This window comes from Chitinophaga jiangningensis, assembly GCF_900142605.1.
In the GTDB taxonomy this organism is placed as follows: domain Bacteria; phylum Bacteroidota; class Bacteroidia; order Chitinophagales; family Chitinophagaceae; genus Chitinophaga; species Chitinophaga jiangningensis.
In genome coordinates, this window is the sequence record NZ_FRBL01000008.1 from 346,346 (window position 1) to 367,351 (window position 21,006).

A 21,006-nucleotide genomic window follows, 5' to 3' on the forward strand; every position below is an offset into this window, starting at 1 on the left:
GGTGTCAGTTGGAGAAGTTGGTTCCGCGCTTCGCGCGGACTGGCTAAAGCCATTTAATTTATTTCACCATCTCCGTAAAAGCTACCGGGTAATCTTCGCCATAGACTTTCGCATATTCTTTTGCAAAACGCTCGTAGGCATTTTTAGCGAGGGAGTGGCGGCCGAGGGCTATCAAGGCACGGCATTTTAACCGTAGCGCCTCTTCACTGAGTGGATCGAAGTGCAGGATGGCATTAGCGGTTTCCACGAGGATGTCCGCATCCGGTTGGATATGCAGGTGCCGGGATTCCTCCAGCAGCTCATCGGTAATAATATTGGTGTAATCGGATTTAATATCGTCCAGCCAGGTGTATTCGGTTTGTTTCAGGAAGGCGCCGCGGGATACAAAGTAAAGCAGGTAGCCAAGCTTTTGGCGGCCGTGTTCCGGATAGGCAGCTTTCACATGCATGAAATCCATCAGGTCGATGCTGATGTCGGCCGGGTTGTAATCCAGCATCCAGCGCTCTCCTTCCTTCTTAATGGAGAGCTCCCCGATTTTAGCAAGAATGCCTTTGAGTCGCACCATGTTTACAGACAGATTGTTTTTCGCAATCTTACCTTCCTTATCTCCCCAAAAAATATCATTCAGCTTTTCTGAAGAAATGCCTTTGCCATTTTTTAGTGTATATAATAATATCACCAAAAACAGTTCTTTTAATAACGGGGAGAATTGAGGGCTGTATTCATTTCCATCGGAATCCAGTATTTCAAAATTCCCGAACAGGTAAATGCTGATGGCTGTTTTACGGTCGCGCACAAACGGGGCAGGTTCCGGTGGGGCCTTATCCTGAGTCGGTTCTGCGGGCACAGGTGTACGGGCAGGTGCAGCAACAGGTGTAGGTGCTACACTTTCTGCAAGCGGCCTATCAACAGGTGTATGCGTTACGTTTATCTTTGTAGTTTTTTTCCGGCGCCACGCGATCCATCCCAGCAATGGCAGGAGTAAAAGCGTCAGCCACCACCAGGATAAGTTGATGCCTGACTTTTTTTCGGCTGGCTGGAAAGGCAACGGAGGAAATCCTATGCTGTAAATTTTTACGGTGGTTTGTTTCCCCAGGTCGGCCAGCAGGGTTACTGCCAGTAGTTGCCGGGAGCGGGGGCAATAAAACAGGTCCGCATCGGAAATTACATCCTGGAATGCGTACGGGATCTCATCACCCACAAACTGATAGGCCGGCGAATACAGGGAGCCTTTGATCATTTTCAGGCGGGTATCGTATCTGCTTTCATCATAGCAAAGGCCATAGTAGGTGTGGTTAATGGTATCTATTATAATAGAAGAGGCAAACACGAAGGGTGTGCCGGTATTTTCCAGTGTAAAGATTTTTTTAAACTCTTTGGTGTTGGTGTTGAAACGCATAAAGTCGTACAGGTGTTGCGGGCGCAGTACCTGGTCGCCTGTGCGGCTACCATAGCCACCGAGGATGTATATGCTGTCGTTCCACTGCCCGCCGGCCGACATATACCTGGGTGTAAAATAATCGCCGGAGGTTTGGATGTCCGTCCATTGCTGCGTGGTAAAATCGTAGCGCTGTACCTGGTTTTTATATTTCAGTTGTCCGTAACCCCCAAAGATATAGAGTGCGTTTTCCTTACGGGAAAACACTTTGCTGGTATGGCCGTATTCCGTATTGGCTACCGTATCAAAGCTGTTAGTCCAACGGCCGGTATTATCCTGATAAGTGGAGATACCATGTATATCGATGTAGAAATTATAGAGTTTATGATCGTTGGTATTGTAGAGTGATTGGTTGGCCTGAAAGAGATGATAACCTACAGAGGGGCGTGCTACTTCGGTGGTCATCTCATCATCTATCGGAAGTTCATATACGGTATCTTCAGAAACGAGGTATACTTTTTCCGCTTCCTGGTTAAAGGTCACGCTGGCATTTCCTTTTACAGTGGCGGATTTCAGGAGTCGCCAGTTACGGTGCAGGTCATCGGACCAGAGCGGATTGGTAACAATGGCCTGTTTGCCGGCGATAGTATCTTCCAGGTGATGGGTACCGGGCTTGCCCAGCGGCCAGTAGTAACGCAGCTTATTCGATTCCGAATAGCCTACGTTTCGCAGGATCATGGGTGGCACATCAGTAGTGATGAAGTCCTTTAACCGAAGCGCACCAAAATATATATGGAAGCAATTATCTTTTAGGTGGATGGGAGTGGTTTTGTACAGCTGATGGTTGATATAACAGCTAATAGTATTTTTGGTAAGGTGGTAGCGGATATTAGTCCATTTATTATAGAGAATGGATTTATCCAGTTTGAAATCAATGCCGCAGAAGGATTCACCTACGATGGTATTAAAAACTTCATCCTTCTGATTGTAGACCAGATCGATGTTCTGGCCGCTACTGCTGATCATGCGGAACAGGTAGCCGAAGTAAATGGACCTGTTGGGGATGAAGGAAAAATCGAATGAAAGATCAAAGCTATCCTCAAAACAAAGTTCGTTTTCGGATAACTCCAGTGAGGTCCTTTTTTCCTGTGGTGCGTTGAAAGAGTAAAAGGTGAGGCCATAATTTTCCTGGCCTTTTGTGGAATAAAATGCAGCGAATAGTAATACTAAAGTAGTGGCAAATGTCTTGATGGCCGTCTTCATAACTCCACTAAATATATAATTATTCCTGAAATTAATCCCGGTACAATAAAAAATGAGCAATATGCTTCCTTTTCCGGCACCCGCTAACAACTAAAATTTCAGGTCAATTTTTCACAGGAATTATCTGCCTTACTTTGTAGTTTTTCTCCTATCTTCATAGGCTCAAATAAAAACAGGAAAAACCTTCAAGTTGTCATGAAAATATACTCAACTTGGTATAAATAAAGTTTTTATACATTCACAAATAATTACAAATTAATATATTTTCGATGAACCCATATTTTTCTGGTGAAGTGCTGCACGGCGATAACTTTACAGAAGCGGAAATAACCCAGTGGTATAACGATGAAAAGGAAGGTTATGCGGGATTGGTATCAGGGTATAAGAGCTATGAATATTCCTATCATCAGATAAACCGGATGTACGGTTTTAACTATTTACCCGACAAAAAGTTTCAAAGAGTGTTAGGCATTGGTTCTGCATTTGGCCATGAGTTTGTGCCTATTGCAGGGCAGATAGAAAACCTGTATATCCTGGAGCCTTCTGACAACCTGGTGTCTGATGCCATCGGCGGTGTGAAAACGAATTACAAGAAGCCTAATATTGACGGCACGATTGACTTTCCAACGGATTATTTTGATCTGATCATTTGCTTTGATACGATGCATCATATTCCGAATGTAAAGCATGTGCTCACGGAAATGCATCGCTGCCTTGCTCCCGGCGGCTTTCTGCTGCTGAAGGAACCTGTCAATAGTATGGGTGACTGGAGTAAACCGCGCGCCGGACTTACGAAATGGGAAAGAGGTATTCCTTACCAGTATTTCAAAAAAAATCTGCCGGAGATAGGATTTAAAGTGGTGAAGAAGCATCACTTTTTTACCATGACATCCTTCCTGATCCGAAAAACAGAGAAGCTGCTCAGTAAGCCTATTTACCGCTATAAATTCTACCTGTGGGTAGATAAGTACCTGTCGAAACTGCTTTCTTTTAATACGCCTTATCATCCTACCAGTATCTGGCAAAGGATTGGGCCTACGGAGATATTTTATATTCTGACGAAATAATTTTCAACACTACACCGGATGCCTTCGGCATCCGGTGTAGTGTTGAATGGTCAGGGCCTGCGGCCCTGACCATTCAACAAACAAGGAACAGCCAAACAACAAAACACAAACCTTTGCTGCTTACCTGCTTTGCTGCTTTGCGTGCAAAAAAGATCGCTCCCCTGGCGCCGAAGGCGCCATAACCAAAACAAAGCTTTGCGAGAAAAGCCCCCACAATTACCACCTGTAACATTTTTATGAAATTTCCATTTGCCTGTTATATTTTGGCAACACATCTCCCGGAAATAACTACACGCCAGTCATGCTAACCAATTAAAATGGCGTTACTACATGAAGCAATGTAAAAAGGTATTACTTGTAATCGGCCTGCTGACCGGTTGCATCTTCCACGTTTATGGCCAGTTCAAGCCAGGGAAATCATTTTATACGCAGCAACCGGATGATCCGGCAGCGGTAAATTTCACTCCTGAAAATTTCGCGATCAGGGCAGACGGTAGCATGGACGTTTCGGACCAGCTGCAACAGGCGATCAACCAGCTGAAGAAAGACCGCAACTTCGGTACCCTCCTGATTCCGGAAGGTACCTACAAAATCTCTAAAACTATTTACATCCCCGGCGCCATCCGTGTGATCGGTTATGGAAGGAACCGGCCTACCATAGTACTGGCAAAAAACTCTCCCGGCTTCCAGGAAGAAAAACCGGGTGATAAAGGGAAAGCCAGTTACCTGTTCTGGTTTACCAGCAGCGCTGTAGAGCCCGGTGGTCCTATTGCTGATGCAGGCGCAGGCACTTTTTACAGTGCATTATCAAATGTGGATATAAAGATAGAAGACGGTAACCCACATGCGGTGGCCCTGCGTACCCACTTCGCGCAGCATAGCTTTGTAGCCCATATCAACATCAATATCGGCAATGGTAAAGCAGGCCTTTTTGAGGTAGGTAATTTTATGGAAGATGTGCAATTCTTCGGAGGGGAATATGGCATCTATACCACCAAAGCATCTCCGGGCTGGCAGTTCATGATGATGGACACCTACTTCGAAGGGCAACGCCGCAGCGCCATTAAATCCCAGGAAGCCGGCTTCACCATCGTACGCATGCAGGTGAAAAATACGCCGGCAGCCATACAGGTGGAACCTAATTACTGGGAAAAAATATATATAGAAGATAGTCGCTTCGAAAACATCAGCGGCCCCGCCATTACCATCAGTAATGAAGGCAACGCTAATATGCAGCTCAACATCCGTAACCTCTCCTGCAGTAAAGTGCCGGTGCTGGTGAAATATCCACAGGGTGATACCGCCACTAAAGCACCAGCGCCTGTTTACGCGGTAAATGCACTCACGTACGGCCTGCAACAGAATGACCTCGACAAAGACCCTGTTTTCCGCCTCAACGTAGATGCGGTACCGTTACAGCGGATGCCGGCACCTGCCACTAACGACGTGCCCGCTTTACCGGCTATGGCCACCTGGTACAACCTCAAAGCTTCCGGCGCCAAAGGCGATGGCATCACCGATGATACCAAAGCCATACAACAGGCCATCGACGAACATCCGGTGATATTTGTACCACAGGGGTCCTACCGCATTACCGAAACGATTCACCTTAAACCCAATACCGTTCTTATTGGCCTCCATCCCATAGCCACCAACTTTGCGCTGGCTGAAAACAGCGCAGCCTTTGGCGGTTTCGGCGCCCCTAAAGCCATGGTAGAAGCACCGGCAGGCGGCACCAACATCATCACCGGCATTGGCCTCTATACCGGCACAAGCAACTACCGCGCAGTGGCCTGCAAATGGATGGCCGGCGCCACCTCCATGGTCGACGATGTGAAATTCATCGGCGGCCACGGCACCATGCGCCCCGGCCCACAGGTAGCCTGGAAATGGGAAGAGCGGCAGCAATCCGGTGAACGCCGCTCCTACGGCAACTTTGACCCTACCTGGGACACGCAGTACTGGAGCATGTGGGTAACCAACAACGGCGGTGGTATCTTTAAAAATATATGGTCCGCCGATACTTATGCCACCAACGGCTTTTATGCGGACAACACCAGCACCCGTGGCAGGATCTACGCCCTCTCCGTAGAACACCACGTACGCAATGAGGTACGCTTCAACAAAGTTTCCAACTGGAAAGTATTTGCCCTGCAGCTGGAAGAGGAAAGCGTGGAAAGCTCCGAATGCCAGCCACTGGAATTGACGGACTGTCACGACATGACTTTCGCCAACCTCTACATGTTCCGCGTAATCCGCGTGAAGGTGCCGTATCCCTATAGCATACGCACCTGGAATTGTCGCAACGTGGAATTACTCAACGTACACAACTACAGCCAGATCAAATACACCACCGACAATCCATTATACGATATCAACACCAACACCGAAGTGCGGCCAACAGAACTAGCCAAACTCTATATCACCGGCAATACTGCTACAAATGCCAAAACCGCGCCGGTAAACGGTGTACAGCAACTGGCCAATGGATTTGAATTCGCCCTCGGGTTGTGTTCGGATTCCAAAGGCAATGTATACTTTGCAGAACAACGCATGAAGCGCATCTATAAATGGAATGCCGCTACGCAATCGCTCCGGCTGCTGGCCGACTTCCCCTGGGAGCCGCTCTCCCTTGGCTGCGACTCGCAGGATAACCTCCTGGTAGTATTCCGCTATAATCCGCAACCAGGGCTGCTGATCAATGGTGTACCGGAAAAATTCGAAAACCCCGCTGATGCAAAAGGTACCTCCTTCAGCGGTTGGGGCAACTCCGGATTTGGTACACTCGTATACAGCATCCATCCTGATGCCCCGGAAGAAAGTATTCAGCTATTACGGCAAGTGCCGATGGGCAGCATTAGCCAGGTGCATAAAGCATTGTATCCTTCTAACCGCTGGCGCGACTTCCACGATTTCAACACCGTATCCGTTAATAAAAATGAAACCTGCTGGGTAGCACCGGATGGCAAAACCATTATTCCTGCAGCATACGACCTGGCCCGCGCCTGCGCTCTGGCAGAGGCATTCCCCGACAAGCCTCTTTATACAACGGACGAATACGACAAACGCACCGTGCGCCTCAACGTGGATGCAAAAGGGTACCTCTCCGATCTAACCTACTTCGCTGAAAAAGGCGACTTCAATGCCATTCCCGACGCTAAAGGAAATGTTTGGATAGCGGATGGGGAGCTTTTCCAGTTCAATCCCGCCGGCCGGCAGGTGCAAATGCTTAAAGTGCCGGAACGCCCGTCGTCACTGGCGATTACCGATGCAGGGAGACAATTGTTTGTAACGGGGCGTACAGGGTTGTACAGAATTGCTTTGCCAGTTTCGTATAGTCGTTAGCATAATAGTTTGGTGACAATTTCAACCTGTTATTTTTCATATATGCATTAACGTTATCATCACCTAATACGGTAATACAATGGCGTATGGACGCCTGGCAGCGTGTTTCAAAATAGAATCTTCCCATAAGTCCACTTTGGTAATTAACATGAAAATTGATTTGATAATTACGAAGATCGTAGCGAAGATTACCTTCGATAGACGCCTGCCAGGCGTCTCTACGCCGATTAATAATGATATCGCATATATAATTATCGTATACCCATTAACGTTACCACTACATAATACTTTTAGCATATTGGTGTAGAGACGCCTGGCAGGCGTCTATCCGAGTAAATCTCCTCCACAATCTCCGCTTAAAAAAACTAAAATTAAGCGGAGATTGTATTTTAACAAACACCTTACCAGCTATGCTGCCCTCATGTAACTATTAATCAATTTTATGCTTGTTCCCCACCCATAAAATTTGTATCTTTGTTCTTCATTTTTTCCACGACAGGCGGCCTGCAGCTGTTAACTGAAATGCAGGCATTCATCGCCTCATTCGCCCGTACGCGAATACTGCTTAAATTGATATGGTGAACGAAGATCTGACGACTTATTCCACAACACATCCACACGAGCGCCCTCCTTTCCGGGAGGCTTTACGTTTCTGGTTTAAACTGGGCTGGATCAGCTTTGGCGGCACTACAGGACATATAGCCATCATGCATGATTACCTGGTAGAAAAGCGCAAATGGATCAGCAATCAGAAATTTTTACAGGCTTTAAACAGCTGCATGATATTACCAGGTCCGGAGGCCCAGCAGCTGGCTATTTACATTGGCTGGAAGCTGCATGGCAAAAAGGGAGGCATTACTGCCGGCACCTTGTTTGTGCTGCCATCTATGCTTATTTTACTGGCGCTGAGTGTGGTGTATGTAACCTATGGTAATAGTCCCTTACTGGAAAGTATTTTCAATGGACTAAAACCCAGTGTGCTGGCCATTATCCTGGTAGCTACGTGGAAGGTGGGTAAGAAAGCACTGCACAGCAGTATTCATTACATGGTGGCGCTGGCCACGTTTGCGCTGTCGTATTTCCTGCATGTGGCCATGCCATTGATCATCCTCGGCATCATCCTCTTTTCCATTGCCATGGATAAGCTGTTTCCAAAGCTCGCCGGTATTGCCAAAAGTGGCATGCTGGATGTGGATGCAGCGTCGGAAAAGGAGTATGTGATTAATCTTAACCAGGTGGAAAAGCCACTTACGCGCAAGGTAATATTCCGCACGCTGGCTGCCTTCTTTGCCTTATGGGCCGCACCATTCGGCCTGCTGCTGCTCTGGGGCCAGGATGCAGCATTCTGGAATAAACTGGTATTGTTTTTTACGCAAACTGCCTGTATTACGATCGGCGGTTCCTACACGGTGATACCTTATGTGGCGCAACTGGTGGTGGTGAAATATATGTGGCTATCCAAACTACAAATGCTGGATGGCTTTGCGCTGGCAGAAACCACGCCGGGCCCGCTGATCATCGTGTTATCATTCGTAGGTTTCATGGCGGGCTATAATCATTTTGGCCATGGCGTAATCTTTGGCGTGATCGGGCTGTTGGCTACTACCTACTTTACTTTTCTGCCCAACTTCCTGTTTATTTTCCTCGGCGCTCCGCTCGCGGATAGATACAAGGATCATCACCTGGTGCAAACTACCTTGTCGCTGGTAACTGCTGCGGTAGTGGGTGTAATTCTCAACCTTACCTTTTTCCTCGGCCGTGGTATTATGTTCCCGGGGGCTGTATCGTTGCAGGGCATTGATTATGTATCGTTGGTTTGGGTAGGTATAGTGTTGTTTTTGTTGGTGAGATATAATACCAACGTGTTGTATATTGTATTGTTGAGTATTTTGTTTGGCGTGGTGCGGTATCTGTCCCATCTGTATTAACACATCGATCGTTACACTAAAAATCCGCATTAACACACAGGTTAATGCGGATTTTTATTTAGGGCATAGTCTATTATTTAACCTTAATCACTTTACATGTTTTTGTCCAGCCTCGTCCTTTAGCTTCCACCACATAAGTGCCCGGCTTTAAAGTAGCGCCCAGCGCCGATAAGTCAGCAGCATCAGGCCGTACTTTCAGTTCTCTTGTTTTACCTGCCGCATCGATAATGGCTATACGTTCTACCTTTTGTGTTTTATCCAGCTGTATGGCAAATACATTATTGAAAGGATTAGGGTATACCTGTAAGGAATTTTCCGCTGTTAAAGCGGTTGTACTTAAAGTAGCAGGGGCCGCCAGGGTGGTTGCCGGCAGAGTTGCAAGCGTTATCGTCCATTGCTGATTGTTGCTGCTGCTAACGGCCCACTGTGCCAGATCGGCCCCATTGGCAGTTTGCCCCAGCCCATCGAGGTAAAGCCCTGTGGCACGATTTCTTAATTTAATGTAGCTGCCTGTGATTTCCAGCTTCCATTGCTGGTTATAACTGCTGCTGTTAGCCCACTGCCCGGCAATGGAGCCATTGGTAGTACGGCCCATGCCATCCAGATAAAGACCGGTAGCACGGTTTTTCAGTTTCACATAGCCATCGATGGATTCCACGGTCCATTGCTGCGCATCCGTACCGCTGTATGCCCACTGACCAGCATTGGCGCCATTGGTGTTCCGGTACATCCCATCTGCCAACAGGCCGGTAGCACGATTGGACAAACGTATATACCCCGGCGTTATACCCGCACCCTGCATCATGGCGGAGATGGTGGTTTGATCCAGCACGGTGCCATTGCCGCGGTTAAACATTTGCATGTTAATGTCCCACACATACGGGATAATGCCTTTTGCACGGGCAGACTGTGTGAAGTAACGATAAAAATACCAGCGGGAAGCATCATGCAGCGCCTGATCAGAAGGGGCACTCACCGTTCGTTGTATGGCTGCAAACTCCCCTATTATTACCGGAATACCTTTGTCTACATATTTCGTCTTCATTCGGCCCAGCATATCCTCCACATAGGCCTCCTCGCCCCAGGTGGAATTGCGCGAAACATCCGTGGTGGAATGGTAGCCATTGCCCCAGTAATAGAACATCTTTCCCCATGATTCATCATTTGGCATCAGGGAAAACTGGTAAGGCTCATAGTAATGTACTTCCACCATCAATCTGTTGGCAATCGGATCTGTTGGAAGGGTATTCATGATCAAATCCGTTCTTTCGATGTTGGTGGAAGGCCCCTGCACAATCAGCGTACGGGAACTGTTGTTGCCACCGGTAGCCCTTACGGCATTTACAAACGTCTGATGGTACGACAACAACACGGCCATACCCGTGGCATCGCTTACTGCAGGTTCGTTTGCACTGGCAAACAACAGGTGATCATTGTAGTTTTTAAAATAATTCCCGATCTGTGTCCAGTAGTTTTGTTGTTTGGCATTAACCTGTGTTTGTGCGGCAGTAGTTACATTGTTTTCGAGCCAGCCATTGTCCCAGTGAATGTTGATGATAACATACAGGCTATCCTGGATGCAATAGTCTACCACCTGCTTTACGCGCGCCATCCAGGCCGCATCAATTACGCCGTTATTGCTGTGGCAATCCCAGGCTACCGGTAATCGTACGGTATTAAATCCGGCAGCTTTAACGGCGTCAATAGTGGTTTTGGTAGTGTAAGCACCACCCCAAACGGTTTCACCGCAAATGGCTTCAAGGGTGTTTCCCAGGTTCCAGCCTACTTTCATTTTGCCTGCAATCGTAGCGGCAGTAGGCAATTGGGCGGAAACAAAGTTGCAGGTAAGGAGCAATATCAACATCTGCAAATAAGTGCAGATGCGGCGTGCCCCCAGGGTTGTCAATAAGGACTTGAGTGTAAAACGTGGCATTTTAGTGAGATTAGAGTTTAACAATATTTACCAGAAAGACATCATTTTCGCGGATGTCAATTACTTCGGATAAAGGTGTGTTGGCTGAAATACTAATCATCTTTTTTAAAACGGGCGCCCCATCATTCTGGCGCTTAATTTGTTCCACCTGCTGTTTATTGAGATAATCCGGCTTGCCCAGGGAGAGATAAGTGGTATAGGCATCGTTGCAGCTATAGCCTACTTTATACAGCTCCAGCGCATAATTGCCGGCAGGGATATTGGCAATTGTTAGCTCCACTTTTCCTTTTGATTTGGAAGGCAGATCGCGGATATAATATTTTTGATTGTGTACACTGTCGCCGGGATGTGTATTGGTGAAATCCCACAGTAACGCCTGTACGTTACCGCAACTATCGCTGCATACCCAGGATGCGGAATCTTTATTCACCAGCTCCGTATTCCCCAGGCGGTTCAGCATCTGGTAAGCATAAAACACGGGCTTATTGATCCCCTGGGTGGTGAGCATGCCAAATCCACCGTGGAAAGGGGTATAACGGGGTCCCGGCTCTTCGAAAATATCCGTGAATACCCAGTATGACATAGAGTTAGCCGCATGGCCCGCCTGTTTTAATTTTTGCAATACATAGGCCGCTTCGTGATAGCTGTCGTGTATCGGATCTGCAGGCGTATAGGAGGCACTCCATTCGGTGTAATGCAGTTCGAGGCCGGGGATTTTGGAGGTTGCAATTTCTGCGCGCGACTGTATCACCTCCCCGCTCACACTCATCGGATTTTTATCCAGCACGGTACCACCCTGCCCAAACTCGTCCAGGTAGCCCTGCTTTACGCCATAGGCATGGGTGCTGATGAAGTCGATGGGCACCTGGTTTTTATAACAATAGTCAATCATCTCCGGTTCCCATGCGGCACCGGCGGTACCGGGGCCGCCTACACGATAATTTTTATTTACTGACCTGATGGCTTTTGCGGCATAGGTATAGAGCTTAAAATAATCAGCCTGACTGCCGGCCCAGAAGCCATCGAGGTTAGGTTCATTCCACACTTCGAAGTACCAGCTTTTCACTTCTTCTTCGCCATAGCGCTCCGTGAAATGCTGCACCAGCTGTTTAACCAGCATACCCCATTTATCGTAATCATTGGGCGGCGTTACATTCCCTCTCCACCAAAAAATGGTTTTAGTACCACTGGCCAGTTGTGAAGGCATAAAGCCCAGTTCCACAAATGGTTTCATGCCAATACTGTGAAGGAAATCGAACAGCACGTCCACGTACATGAAGTTGAGTCGCGGATTACCTTTGCTATCCTGTGTATACACCGCCATTTCATCCCCCAGCAGTCCGTGCATGCGGATATACCGGAAGCCGCACTCCTTCCTTACATAGGCCAGCTGCTGCTGCCAGTCGGCCCGCAGCCCTTCTGCAGCCCGGCCGGCACCTACACAGGCATTGAACATTTTATTCAGCGTTCCTGCCTGCTGGTTGAAATCCACGCTTATTGTCCTTACTGCCTTTTTGCTTTGCGCATGGCTGGTTGCTGTAAACGCCATTAATACCAACATCAACCGCCAGCCACCTTTTCTTTGCTTCATTGATTACTATTTTTTATTTGCTTATTCTTTCCATACCAATACACCGCCGGGGCTAATCTGCTGCGTCCCTACCAGCACCTGTGCATTGCCGTGCACCGGCATGCTGTAAGTATCTGATGAATAATTGACGGCGATATACAAACCATCGCGCCAGTAAACGAATATGCCCGGCGGGTAATTTGCCGGAGCAGCGCCGGCAGCTGTATATACCTCCCTCAGCACGTCTGTTTCCAGCCTGGCATCATCCGTATCCACACCAATATAGGTAACGGCACCTTTACCCAGCTTGCGTTGCACTACCGCTGCCCTGCCTTTATAAAACTGGTTATCGTAAGCTGCCAGTACGGTCGTATTGGCGGCTGGCTGCAACAGATCGCTCCAGTTGTTCCAAGCATATTGCTCCCCTTTCATTAACACATTCCCTTTGTAATGATCGGGCAGCATATCATATGCACTGATTGCTGCACCAATGAGTTTTGTGAGCGGAGCTGCCCAGCCGGCTTCCCAGAGGTGTCCCTGGCGGTTTTTGGCGGCAGTGCGACAGGTGATCACCAGTTGCCCACCGTTACGGGCATACGCTTCCCACTTTTGAACTAGTTGCTCATCTGCCAGTTCATAGGCGGGTACAATGAGGAATTTGTATTTCGACCAGTCGGCATTTTCTGCTACCACTTCTACCGGGGCGCCAAACGACTTCGCGATCTGCATGAATTTAACCGGGTAATTCCAGGTGTCCCACTGCCGCGTTTGTTGCTGCTGACTCAGCGTCCAGTAATTTTCCAGGTTCCATAAAACTGCGGTGGAGCGGGCATTTAATGGCGCCGGCATGGCAGCAGCCGTATCGGCGTATTTGCGCAGCTTTTGTATCTCTCCCATAAACTGTATATAATCCACTCCCCCCTGCGATGGCGTAACACCATCCGTTTGCATTATGGCACCGTGGTATTGCTCCGCACTATAATTGATCTGACGGTAACGATAAGAGCTGGCAAGCCGGCCGCCGGCCGCAAAACAATGGTACAACCACATACGCACTGTGCCTGGCAGCAACAGGGGGTTATAGTTACCCCAGTTCACCGGCCCCGGCTGAATTTCCATGACACCACTCACCCCTCCCACTGATTTAAAATATTCCGATGCAAACAGGATCACCTGGCTGTTGCCCAGCCGGAATCCGGATTCACCAATGTTGCTGCTGCCACCGTTGGGATAGGCAGTATAGGTAGCGAAATCAAGCAGCTTCGTACGCCTTGGATCCGCACCGGGAGATACCGCGGTGTAATTGGTAGTGATGAATTGTGTTGCAGCAATATTACTTCTTAATAACTGCGCCTGGAAGTCGAGAAATGCTGCCTGTGCATCCGCGGCATAGCGTTTAAAATCCAGCACTGCATGCGGGTTACTTCCCCACCAGCCTACCAGGTTTACATTTGGAATAATAATCTGGTCAAAGCTGCTGTACCATTGGCTCCAGAAAGCAGTGCCCCAGGCGGCATTGAGGGAATCAACAGACTGATATTTAGCTTTCAGCCACTGCCGGAAGGCTTCCTGTGAAGCCGGACTAAAATCCGGTTTTGCATCCGGTTCATTATCCAGCTGCCAGCCGATAACACTTTGGCGTTTACCATAGCGTTTAGCCATTTCCGTTACAATGCGTGTAACGTATTTCCGGTAGGTGGTGTCTACAATAGAACCGAGTCCGCGGGTACCGTGTTCCCCACGGATATACTGGCTGTTCATGATAAAAGTTTCCGGGTAACGGATACGCATCCACGCAGGTGTAGTGGCCGATGGTGTACACATCAGTACTTTCAGGTGATACTTTTCACAGAGGTCCACCACCTTGTCCAGCCACGCAAAATTGAATTGCCCTTCTTCCGGCTCCATCCTGAACCACGCAAATTCCGCGAGGTGTACAAATTCGAAACCCATTGCTGCGATACGCCGGATGTCCCGCTCCCAGAGTTTTTCGTCCCAATGTTCCGGGTAATAATACACCCCGGTTGTAGTCAGGTCTTTTGCAGGAAAGAACGGCTTTCCCTGCTGTGCTGCAACGCGCAATGCCGGCAACAAAAAAGGCAGTATCAGCAGCAGAATACTTTTTCTCATACTTTGTTTTGAAATAAGTGATGCTATTACAGCATCACTTATCTGCTATTTTATTTTTACAATTCGAATGTTATCAATAGCGGCATAGAACCCTGTAGGAGTAGCTGATGACGCAAAGTTGGCCGTTTGAATATGAATGGAACCTTTGGCTTCACTGCCTGCCACTGCGGTTAGGTCGGCTGCACTGGTACCTTTACCATCATTGGTACGGAAGCTCGTAAATGGAATGGTAACCGTGCGCCAGCCATTGGCAGCATAGCTCGCGGTAGCGCCATCGGCCTGGAGCCACGGCTCATAACGTGCCAGGTAAGCGCGGTCATAATTACGGATCACGTATACGGATGTACCATTCCAGGCTCCTTTCACATTGATTTCGAATTTCACGGCATAGCCATCCACAGCAGCCTGCAGGCTATCCACCGGCAACCATTGCACTTCATTGGTATTGATGCTTCGCTGGTTGCCCCACCAGGTACCATCTCCGCCCGGCAGCACCTCATTTTTGAGGATGGCATACGAGCCATGACCACCGGGAAAATCAGCACCGCTGCTTTCCAGATTGGTGCCCCAGCTGAATGGATTCACTCCGTCAAAATCGCAAAGCATACCGGTGGTGAGGTCGTGTACTTTATAGACTGTAGAATCAGCGCCCGATTTCGTCACCACCTTCACAATGCCGCCGGCAGTCAAATGCGGTTGTATAAATCCAATGGCAGTACCATCGGTGTTCGCTGCGAATTTTTCCAGCTTCACACCAGCAAATGATAATTCCTGCACAAAGAAGAGATTAGTGCCGTATATGTATACGGAATCGCCATCCTGCGCGTTTTCATTCGAAACACCGGTGATAGCAGGCGGTGGCGCAGCGATGTTGAATGTAAACGAGGTGGACCCGTGTGTAGTTACCATCTGGATTACATTCAGCTGTTCTGCAGGAACAGTGGGAAATGGAATTACCGCAGGCACCTGCACTACGGCACTGGTATCTGAAAACATTTGTCCTTTAAAGGTGGCAGCAACACCATTGAAGGTGATGGCCACCACATCTTCAAAATGCTGCCCTATCAGCACTACCCACTGCCCCGGAATCACTGCCTGCGCCAGGGTATCGTTAGGAGTAGCGGCATAATTGCGCACATGCGTGATTACCGGGCCGGCTCCTGAATTTTCTTTTTTACAGGCCATCATTGCGCAGATAAACAACAGGAAGAGGCCGGCCATTATATTTGAAGCTGATTTTTTCACGGTAGATGATTTTTTGGGCTTAGAAAAAAGACACCGGCGGCTCCAGTAATTTCGGGTTAGCAGTAGCCTCGGTAGAAGGGATTGGGAAAGTAAAACTTTGAATGGTAGCAGGTGTAATAACCCCGTAAGGATCCGATGGTGTAATTACACCACTTGTGTAAGTAAAGGTGACCCGCTCTTCTCCGTTCAGCTTGCCGATGGCTTTGGAAGGATTGTAGTAGGATAGTCGCACTAAATCAGTCCAGTACTGCCCTTCTGCTGCCAGTTCAAGCCTACGTTCAATCAGGATGGAATCTGCATCCAGCATAGGTGCCGGCAGCATACCTGCCCTGGAACGCACTTTGTTGAAATACAGCAACGCATCTGCATCTGTAGTGCTGGCATGATTGCCGAGCAGCGCCTCTGCATATACGAGGTATACATCCGCCAGTCTTAACAGGGCATTATGTTCCGTGGAGGAAGTCTGCGTCATGGTTGGCGCATTATTATCCTTATTGGTACCGATGATATGTTTTTTCAATCCACAGCTACCGGTGTATTTAAAGCCACCACCAGCAGCATTCAGCTCAGGATAATAATCCCCGTTCAGCATAAAGGTGGCTTTGCGGCGGATGGAATCTTTGGTAGCATACAGTTTAATCAGGTCCACGGTAGGACCAATTACAAACCAGCCACCCTGACCGTTGGCAGATATCTCCGGACCTGCGGTAGTATAGATCTGCAACATATTTCCTTCCAGCCAGGAGCCGCCTGCCGCCCATTGCAGGGCAAACAGCGATTCGGGATTATCGTTGAATTGGGTTTTGAATAAATCGGCGTAGTTAGGCAACAATGCCAGCCCGCTTTTCTTACAAACGTTTCCGGCATATTTAGCTGCACTGTCCAGCAAAGCCTGGTTGCGGTTGCCTGATTGGCCATAACCAGCAAAAGTGAGGTATACTTTACCCAGCATCCCCTGGGCTGACCAGGTGGTGAGTCGCCCGGCCACATCGGCCGCCGGCAGATTTGCTGCCGCAAAGCTGAGATCATTGATGGCAAATTTGTAGACATCTTCCGTTTTCACCCGATTCACCAACGGTGAGGTGACCAGCTTGCTGTTATCTTCTATCACCGGTACGGCGCCCCAGTGTACGGCCAGGTTGTAGTAAGCATAGCCGCGGATAAAGTGCGCTTCAGCCAGAGCTGCATTTTTATTCAGCGCAGGAATGGAATCCGGCGCCTTTTCCGTGATGGCTTTGATAGTAATATTGCACTGCGCAATAATGTTATACATGGCCTTCCAGTTGGCTACCATGATACTATTTTGGCCGGTAACGCTGAAGGTATTCAATTGCACCGCATCCCCCCAGTAGCCGAGTGCCATGTTACCACTCAGTACATCACCTACCGGCATGTAGCAGGTATAGTTCCAGTCGCCCCAGGGTGAACCGCCGTAAAGCGCTGCTGTAGCCAGCCGGAGATCGGTGGTGGACTTATAAAAGTTTTCGGCGCTGATCTGCGACAGCGGCGGACGGTCCAGGAAATTGCGGGAACATCCTGTGAGCAGTACGATGGCTATTAACTGACAGCAAAATATTTTTATTACAGATTTCATAGTAATCTATTTAGTCAATTTGATATTAGCTCCAATGGTGTACACACGTGGCTGCGGGTAGTAACCTCCGTCCACCCCGGCATTCAGCGGGTCCCATGAACCAATTTCGGGGTCCATACCAGAGTAGTTGGTGATGATGAATGCATTGGAAACGTTGACGTATAATCTCAGGTAGTGGATATGCAGGATACTGAGGAGTTTATCCGGCAGCGCATATCCCAGGGATATATTTTTACAGCGCAGGAAATCGCCGTTTTCTACAAACTTGTCGGAGTTCCTGTTATTGTCGTTCGTGTTATCATTTCTCAGGCCTACCGTTCTCGTTCCGGGATTTTTTACATAGACGTTATTGATATCGGTGGCAGAACCCGCGGTATCAATCAAACCCAGCTGTGCATAGTTCATGAGGGAACGCATGTAGCCATAACTGGTACCGGGATAATCTCCGTTGATGCGTAACCGGTTGAATACTTTGTTACCTATGTTGGCGTTGAAGAAAATATTCAGGTCAAAGTTTTTGTAGGTAAACGTATTGTTCAGTCCTATCTGGTACTTTGGAATAGGCGAGCCCAGGAAGGTCTGGTCCTTTTCATTGATAATACCGTCGCCGTTGAAATCTTTGAACTTCAGGTCACCGTACCAGATGCTGCCTCCGGCAGCACCTACCGGCAGCGGTTCGCCATTTTTCACCGGCAGCGCATGCGTTTCAAAATCTTTGCGGGTGGCAAATACACCGCCATCAATTACATAGCCATAAAACTCCCCGATGGACCTGCCCACCACTGTTTTGGTAACTTGTCCGTTCAGTGACGCACCGTCGGTATTCAGCTTAATCACTTCGTTGATATTGCGCGACACGGTTACATCTGTTTTCCAGGAAAAATGCCTGCGCTGGATATTGGTAGAGCTGATCCTGAAATCGAATCCTTTGTTGTTTACCGTACCGATGTTTACATATGGTGCATCCAGTGAGCCAGGTGCCCATCCGATGGCGGTACCGGAGTACAGCGGCAACGGTATCTGCATCACCAAACCATCTGTTCTGCGGTTGTAGAAATCGAGGGCAAAATTTATTTTCCAGTTAAACAGGGTACCGTCCAGGCCGATGTTGGTATACTTTGTTTTTTCCCATTGCACCAGCGGGTTGCCTACATTTACCGTGAGCTGTGCAATACCGGTCAGTCCGGTGGCTACTGTCATCAACGTAGAGGTGTAAGCGTAGTCGCGGATATTCTGGTTATTGGTAAGGCCATAACCTATGCGGAGTTTTAACTCGTTGAGCTGTCTTACCTGCTTCAAAAATTCTTCGTTGTTGAGCTTCCAGGCAAAGGCCCCGGACCAGGTGGTTACCCAGCGGTTGTCCGGTGCAAACTTGGAGGAGCCGTCGGCGCGTACGTTACCGGTAAGCAGGTATTTATCAAAGAGGCCTACGTTTACCCGGCCGAAGTACGACTCCTGGGCGTTCTGTCCCTTGGTACCGCTGTTGGTAGCGGTGGTAGGGTCGCCACTGCTGATTACCTGTACATTATTGGAAGGGAAGTTGGAGCGGGCGGCGCTGGCACCTTCGTTGGTGCTTTGCTGGGCTTCATGGCCGGCCACTGCATTCACACTGTATTTTTTGTCGAATACATGCGTATAGGTAAAGTAATTCCTGATGGTTTTAAACAGGTTTTGATTGTATATGAAGGAGCCGCTGTTATTGGTATTCTTCACTATACCGAAGGTATAGCTGGGATTGAAGCGGTCTTCCCTTGCAGTGGAATAACTGAGTGTAATTTCATTGCGCAGGCTCAGGTCTTTATAAAAAGCGATGTCCGCATAAAGGCTGCCAAACAGCTGGTACCTGAGCACATCATCTTTGTTGATTAGTGCATACGCAAATGGATTTACCACGTTGTTATTCACCCAGCCATCCGGGTTATAGTTACCGCCCCAGCTGCCATCTACATTTCTGACAGCGATATCAGGTGTTTGACTAAGTGCTGAGCTGATCACGTTGTTACCGGTGGTATTCACGCTTTCTTTGATATTGGCCAGTTGCAGGCTGGTACCTATTTTCAGCCAGTTGGTGGTTTTGTTATCGAGGTTAAGCCTTACGGACACACGCTCAAAATCAGAACCCAGTGCAATACCTTCCTGCTTAAAGTAAGCACCGGATAAGAGGTATTGCGTTCTTACATCCCCACCGTTGATGGTGAGGGAGTGGTTGGACATAGGCGCATTTCTAAAGAGCTCCTTTTGCCAGTCCGTACCCTCACCAAGGTATTTGGGGTTAACAAAATCCTCGCGTGTATCAAAGCCCCAACCCAGGGCATTGTTTCGTTCATTGATAAAGGTGGCATACTCCCGGAGGTTCATCAGCGGCAGGCGTTTCGGTATTTGCTGAACGCCGGCATACATATCGTAGCTGATGGCCGGAGGAGCTACCAGTCCTCTCCTTGTTGTGATGACAATCACCCCGTTTGTGGCCTGTGAACCATAAATAGCCGTGGCTGATGCATCTTTAAGGACGTCAATGGATTCAATTTCGGAGGGGTTAATACCGGCGAGCGGGTTGGTACCTGCGCCCAGCGAGGCCGTTCCGCCAATGATGACACCATCGATTACGTACATCGGTGCGCTGCCGCCAAAGGAGGATAAGCCGCGGATTTGTACGGACACAGCGCCACCCGGTTGCCCGGAAACCTGTTGCACTACCAGGCCGGGCACCTTGCCCTGCATAGCCTGATCGATGGTAACAGGTTGTGTTTTGCGGATCTCATCACCACTCACGGAGGAGATCGCACCCGTAACATCTTTTCTTTTTGTTTTACCGTAGCCTATCACTACCACATCTTCTAACTGGGATACATTCTCTGCCAGTTCAATGGTAATGTTACCGGATTTGCCAAGTGTAACTTCCTGCTTCACAAACCCAATCATGGATACCTGGAGAACATTGCCTGCGGCGGCTTCCAGGGTAAACTTACCGGTGGCATCCGTGATGGCATGGCGGGAGGTATTTTTTATTACGACTGATACGCCCGGAATCGGGGCCGTTGTTTTTTTATTTGTAACCGTGCCGGTGACGGTAAGGGATTGTGCGAAACTATTGATACAGCTCAGCAGCCCAAGAAGCGTCCAGGCCGCCAATAGCAGTACAGGGGGATATTTTTTGGTTGATATCATGTCAAATGCTTTAAATGATAAGTTGTTTTTCAGGTGACAGGATCATTTCACGCTTTAACATAAGAGCAACCGGATAGAGATCCGAACGCTGAATTGTTTGGGGGTGAATTCTAGTCACCTTGAGCTGAAACTTAGTCGTCATGAACAGTAAGACCGGGAGTGGCCATTATGCATCACCCAGGCTTTTTCTCCCGGTAACAGTGTTGATCCATACCATTGAAGGGCGGAAGGGATAAAAAATCTTCAGGTGCTGACAAACGGACGTGCAAAATTTGTTGCACGCCAATAGGTGGCGGGGGGCCGTTATGGCCATAGAACAGTCGAAGTTTCATATACGTGGATTATGTGGATTATGTGCTGTAAAACTAGGGCTACAGATCATAAA

The 21,006-nt window shown here is 48.4% G+C and carries 10 protein-coding genes; 3 read left to right on the plus strand and 7 right to left on the minus strand.

All coding sequences use genetic code 11. From position 1 onward, the window contains the following. Window positions 1-58: 58 nt before the first annotated feature. Window positions 59-2,641, minus strand: a complete 2,583-nt coding sequence (locus BUB18_RS21985; RefSeq protein WP_143160045.1) for a Kelch repeat-containing protein — start codon at window positions 2,639-2,641, stop codon at window positions 59-61. Between the two features lie 269 nt (window positions 2,642-2,910). Between BUB18_RS21985 and BUB18_RS21990 the strand changes: the two genes are divergently transcribed. From BUB18_RS21990 to chrA, 3 genes are all read left to right on the plus strand, one after another. Further along, window positions 2,911-3,708, plus strand: a complete 798-nt coding sequence (locus tag BUB18_RS21990; RefSeq protein WP_073085201.1) for a class I SAM-dependent methyltransferase — start codon at window positions 2,911-2,913, stop codon at window positions 3,706-3,708. A gap of 330 nt (window positions 3,709-4,038) precedes the next feature. Beyond that, window positions 4,039-7,053, plus strand: a complete 3,015-nt coding sequence (locus BUB18_RS21995) for a glycosyl hydrolase family 28-related protein (protein WP_073085202.1) — start codon at window positions 4,039-4,041, stop codon at window positions 7,051-7,053. A 575-nt stretch (window positions 7,054-7,628) separates the two neighbouring features. Then, window positions 7,629-8,981, plus strand: a complete 1,353-nt coding sequence (gene chrA / locus BUB18_RS22005) for a chromate efflux transporter (RefSeq protein ID WP_073085204.1) — start codon at window positions 7,629-7,631, stop codon at window positions 8,979-8,981. Between the two features lie 73 nt (window positions 8,982-9,054). Here the strand turns inward: chrA and BUB18_RS22010 are convergent, their stop codons facing one another. From BUB18_RS22010 to BUB18_RS22035, 6 genes are read right to left on the minus strand one after another with little or no spacing between them, the layout of a single operon-like run. Beyond that, on the minus strand, window positions 9,055-10,914 hold the full coding sequence (locus BUB18_RS22010) for a cellulase family glycosylhydrolase (RefSeq protein WP_073085205.1): 1,860 nt from the start codon (window positions 10,912-10,914) through the stop codon (window positions 9,055-9,057). Between the two features lie 10 nt (window positions 10,915-10,924). Next, the gene (locus BUB18_RS22015; RefSeq protein WP_073085206.1) at window positions 10,925-12,505 is read right to left on the minus strand and encodes a GH39 family glycosyl hydrolase; all 1,581 of its coding nucleotides are present in this window, start codon (window positions 12,503-12,505) and stop codon (window positions 10,925-10,927) included. Window positions 12,506-12,526: 21 nt separating this feature from the next. After that, complete coding sequence (locus BUB18_RS22020) at window positions 12,527-14,614, minus strand: beta-galactosidase (RefSeq protein WP_073085207.1); 2,088 nt, start codon at window positions 14,612-14,614, stop codon at window positions 12,527-12,529. A gap of 45 nt (window positions 14,615-14,659) precedes the next feature. Further along, window positions 14,660-15,859 (minus strand): glycan-binding surface protein, encoded by a 1,200-nt coding sequence (locus BUB18_RS22025; RefSeq protein ID WP_143160046.1) that lies wholly within the window; start codon window positions 15,857-15,859, stop codon window positions 14,660-14,662. A gap of 19 nt (window positions 15,860-15,878) precedes the next feature. Beyond that, complete coding sequence (locus BUB18_RS22030; protein WP_073085209.1) at window positions 15,879-17,453, minus strand: RagB/SusD family nutrient uptake outer membrane protein; 1,575 nt, start codon at window positions 17,451-17,453, stop codon at window positions 15,879-15,881. A gap of 6 nt (window positions 17,454-17,459) precedes the next feature. Further along, complete coding sequence (locus BUB18_RS22035; RefSeq protein WP_073085210.1) at window positions 17,460-20,621, minus strand: SusC/RagA family TonB-linked outer membrane protein; 3,162 nt, start codon at window positions 20,619-20,621, stop codon at window positions 17,460-17,462. Window positions 20,622-21,006 lie beyond the last annotated feature (385 nt).